Below are 4,948 nucleotides of genomic sequence, written 5' to 3' on the forward strand. Positions count from 1 at the left end.
TGTTCTAAAGTATTAATAAGTCTTTTATTATCTCTTTGATGTAATCCAATACTTGGTTCATCCAAAATATAAAGTACTCCTACTAAACCTGAACCAATCTGAGTTGCAAGTCTAATCCGCTGAGCTTCTCCTCCAGATAAACTGGCTGCTGATCTTTCCAGGGTCAAATAATCAAGTCCTACATCTATTAAAAACTTCAATCTTGCTTTAAGTTCCTTTAAAATCTCCTCAGCAATAAACATATCTCTTTCATCTAACTCCAGATCTACTAAAAATTGATAGGCATCATCTATAGAATATCTGGTGAATTCTGAAATAGAGATACCACCAATAGTAACTGCAAGCACTTCTGGTTTAAGACGTTGTCCATCACAAACAGAACAGTGTCTTTCACTCATATATTTTTCATATCTTCTATGAGCTCCCTGAGAATTAGAACGATTCATTCTTTCCTTAAGATAACCGGTTATCCCTTTGAACTTTGTTTCATGTTCTCTGGTTTTACCATAGCGATTTGTATAGGGAAAAGTCAATTTTTTATCAGAGCCATAAAGTAAAATATCAACTATTTCATCATCTAAATCTTCAATAGGAGTTTCCAGACTAAAATCATAAGCTTCAGCCAAAGCCTTTAATAATTGGGGATAATAACGGCTGGTTGAATTTTTCCAGGGAATTAAGCCCCCTTCATTAATTGATTTTTCTCTATCAAGTAATAAATCTGGATCAAATTCTTTTTTAATACCAAGTCCATCACAATTATCACAGGCACCATAAGGGCTGTTAAAAGAAAACATACGCGGTGTGAGCTCTTCCAGACTTGTTCCACAATCAGAACAGGCAAATTTTTCACTAAAAGTTAAAAGCTCACCATCAACTACATCAATATAAACCAGACCATCACTGTGTTCTAAAGCAGTTTCCAGTGAATCAGCAAGTCTCTGTCTGATTCCATCTTTGATAACTATTCTATCAATAATTATTTCTATATCATGCTTATAGTTTTTATCTAAATCTATTTCCTCTTCTAGAAGACGAGTTTCACCATCAACTCTTACTCTTACAAACCCATCTCTTCTTGCCCGGGCCAGTATTTTCTGGTGTTCTCCTTTTCTCCCTCGAACAACAGGAGCCAGAATCTGTATTTTAGTTCTATTTTCTAATTCTAAAACCTGATCAACTATTTCATCTACTGTCTGTGATGATATTTCCTGACCACAGTCAGGGCAATGAGGAGTACCTACTCTTGCATATAATAAACGAAGATAATCATAAATTTCAGTAACAGTTCCAACTGTAGAACGAGGATTATTACTTGTTGATTTTTGATCAATAGAAATTGCTGGAGATAATCCCTCAATATAATCCAATTTTGGTTTTTCCATCTGTCCCAAAAATTGGCGGGCATAAGCAGATAATGATTCTACATACCTTCTCTGGCCTTCTGCATAAATTGTATCAAAAGCAAGTGAAGATTTACCTGAACCACTAAGACCAGTAATAACTATTAATTCATCACGTGGAATATCTATATCCAAATCTTTTAAATTGTGTTCTTGAGCACCTCTAATCTTTATTGTCTCTTTAGCCATTTTTTCACCTCTATTAATTCAATTTTTCTTCTAATTCTTCTATTTCATCTCTAATTTGAGCAGCAACTTCAAATTCAAGGTTATCAGCTGCTTCTTCCATTTCATCTTCTAATTGTATTATTTTATCATTAATTTCTCTATTTGTTAATTCTTCTTTTTCATCTTCAGAAGTTCTATAATCACTACCACTATCTTCACTTACTACCATTTCTACTGGTTTAACAACTTCTCGAACCGGTTTTTTAATTGTTTGTGGTTCTATATCATTTTTTTCATTATATTCCTGTTGTATTTCTCTTCTTCTTTCAGTCTCATCTATTGCACTTCTCATTGAATCAGTAATTTTGTCTCCATACATAATAACTCTACCTTCAGAGTTTCTTGCAGCTCTACCTATAATCTGAATAAGAGGTCTTTCTGAACGTAAAAAACCTTCTTTATCAGCATCAAGAATAGCAATAAGGGAAACTTCAGGTAAATCCAGTCCCTCTCTTAATAAGTTAATTCCAACTAAAACATCAAATTCACCCAATCTTAAATCACGGATAATTTCTGATCTTTCTATTGTATCAATATCAGAATGAAGATATCTTACTCTAATACCGGCATCAGCTAAATATTCTGTTAAATCCTCTGACATTCTTTTAGTTAAAGTAGTAACTAAAACTCTTTCTCCTCTTTCATCAACTGTATAATGGATTTCTTCTAAAAGATCATCAATTTGTCCTTCAGTTGGTCTCACTTCTACTTTAGGATCAACAAGACCGGTTGGTCTTATTATTTGTTCCACCACCTGTTCACTTTTTTCTAATTCATAAGGACCGGGAGTAGCAGAAACATAAACTGCCTGAGGTACTAATTTTTCAAATTCCTCAAAATTTAAAGGACGGTTATCTAAAGCTGAAGGAAGTCGAAAACCATAATCAACCAGTTTTTCTTTACGAGAACGATCACCAGCATACATCCCTCCAATTTGAGGAATAGTCATGTGTGATTCATCAACCATAACTAAAAAATCATTATCTGGAAAATAATCTAAAAGAGTATTCGGCCTTTTACCAGGCTCTCTCCCATCTAGATGGCGGGAATAATTTTCTATACCTGAGCAATATCCCATCTGTTCCAGCATTTCCAGATCATATCTTGTTCTCTGTTCAAGTCTCTGGGCTTCCACTAATTTATTCTCTGATCTTAATTTTTTAAGCCTTTTTTCAAGTTCAGTACGAATTGTTTTTATAGCTCTCTTAGTTTTATCTTCAGGAGTTACAAAGTGACTGGCAGGATAAACTGTTATTTCATTTATATCATCTAAAATCTCACCAGTAACAGTATTTATCTGAGTAATTCTATCTATTTCATCACCAAATAATTCAACTCTAATTGCCATATCTTCATAAGCAGGAAAAATTTCTACTACATCACCATTAACTCTAAAATGACCTCGAGATAAATCAATATTATTTCTACTATACTGCATCAAAGTTAATTCCCTTAAAATCTCTTCTCTTTCTTTTATCTCTCCTACTTTTAAATGACAGGAAAGATTCATATAATCTTCTGGAGAACCAAGACCATAAATACAGGAAACACTGGCTACAATCAAAACATCTCTTCTTTCAAAAAGAGAACGGGTAGCCGAAAGTCGAAGTTTATCTATATCTTCATTTATTGAAGCATCTTTTTCTATAAAAGTATCAGTTTGAGGAACATAAGCTTCTGGCTGATAATAATCATAATAACTAACAAAATATTCTACAGCATTATTTGGAAAAAATTCTTTAAACTCACTTGTCAACTGAGCAGCCAGAGTTTTATTGTGAGCTATAACCAGGACAGGTTTATTAATTTTTTCAATAGCTGCTGCCATTGTATAAGTCTTACCTGTTCCTGTTGCACCTAATAAAGTTTGGTGTCTATATCCTTTTTTAACACCTTTTACTATCTTTTCTATTGCCTTTGGTTGATCACCTTTAGGCTCAAAAGGGGCCTTTAAATTAAATTGACCTTCTTTCATTAATAATCACCCTTTTTTACTCTAATGTCTATTATATATAATATCTAAAATACATATGTTTGTCAATTCTAAAAGGTATTTCTTCGTCTCATATCTGTTTTTTGATTCATCTAAACTCGTTCATTGCTAAATAAGGCACACTAATCCTAAGGAACATCCTGTTCCAGGATTAGCTCAGCACATCGTGTGCTGAGACCTTATTTAGCATTTCACTTCATTAAGACTCTTTTTCAAAAAACATATAAAATCCTCAGAAATACCATTTTAGAATAATCTGTAGTCCAAAAAATTCATTTAGATATTAATTATAACAGTAATTATTACTAAAAGAAAGTAATAATTTAACAGGAATTTCCCAAAAAATTATTTCTTTAAATCACATACAATAGGTAAATGATTTATTAAATTATGGGAAACTACTGTTAATTATATTTTCTATAATTGATTAACAAGACTGCTTAAAAATAGCTCTACATCTGTAACAAGCCCTACCGCCTGTGCTGTACCTCGATCTGCCAGCTTGGTTACTGTATCAGAATTAATATCAACACAAACACTTTTTATATCAGCAGCCAGTAAATTACCAGTAGCAATAGAATGTAGCATAGTAGCTAACATTAAAACCAGATCTATATCAGCCAATTTTTCTCTCATCATTTCCTGAGCTTTAACAGTATCTGTAATAACATCTGGCAGAGGGCCATCATCACGAATAGAACCAGCAAGTACATAATCAATCTTATTTTTTATTGCTGAATACATTATTCCCTTATCTACTATCTTTTCTTCCACTGCTTTTTTAATAGAACCAGCTTTCCTAACTTTATTTATTGCTTTTAAATGAAAACCATGTCCATTTTCTACTGCTCTCTCTTTATCAATAGCTATATCAAGTGAGGTTCCATAAATGGCGGTTTCAATATCATGAACTGCAAGTGCATTACCTGCTAAAAGTAAATTCACATAACCTTTTTCTATTAATGCACTTAAATATTTTGCAGAACCGGTATGAATAATTGCAGGGCCACCTACCACAGCTATTTTTCCTCCATCTTCTTTAAACTCTTTCATTTCAGTTGCTAGATCAGCAATTAAACTGGCTTTAGAATTCTCACAGGAAATTTCACTGCTCATAAAAGTATATTCTTTTTCTTCTTTTTTCTTGCTCTTTATTGATTTTTCTTTTACACCCTTTGAACTAACAACTACTTTATCTCCTGCTTTTATATCATTCATTGGAACACAATAAGCGTTTTCTCCTTCGATAACTATTCCACAATCCATTTCTGCCCTATCAACTTCCAGCCAATCCTGCTCATAATAGACAAAAGTCTTCAAATTA

General features: G+C 32.9%; 3 protein-coding genes. All 3 read right to left on the minus strand.

The genetic code is table 11. The annotated features are described in order from the left end of the window. Positions 1–1,592 (minus strand): excinuclease ABC subunit UvrA (gene uvrA / locus VJ881_01515; protein ID HKL74716.1); only part of this gene is annotated, 1,592 nt, incomplete at its 3' end. A 13-nt stretch (positions 1,593–1,605) separates the two neighbouring features. Beyond that, positions 1,606–3,606 carry an excinuclease ABC subunit UvrB gene (gene uvrB / locus VJ881_01520; protein HKL74717.1) on the minus strand — a complete coding sequence of 667 codons (2,001 nt, stop codon included), beginning with the start codon at positions 3,604–3,606 and terminating at the stop codon, positions 1,606–1,608. A 435-nt stretch (positions 3,607–4,041) separates the two neighbouring features. Beyond that, the coding region (locus tag VJ881_01525) for a TIGR00300 family protein (protein HKL74718.1) at positions 4,042–4,948 on the minus strand (907 nt) is incomplete at its 5' end.

The sequence above is a fragment of the Halanaerobiales bacterium genome (assembly GCA_035270125.1).
Lineage (GTDB): Bacteria > Bacillota > Halanaerobiia > Halanaerobiales > DATFIM01 > DATFIM01.

Bases quoted from the DNA above. Each gene is read 5' to 3' on its own strand.
- uvrB (HKL74717.1), bottom strand. From the start codon at position 3,606: ATGAAAGAAGGTCAATTTAATTTAAAGGCCCCTTTTGAGCCTAAAGGT.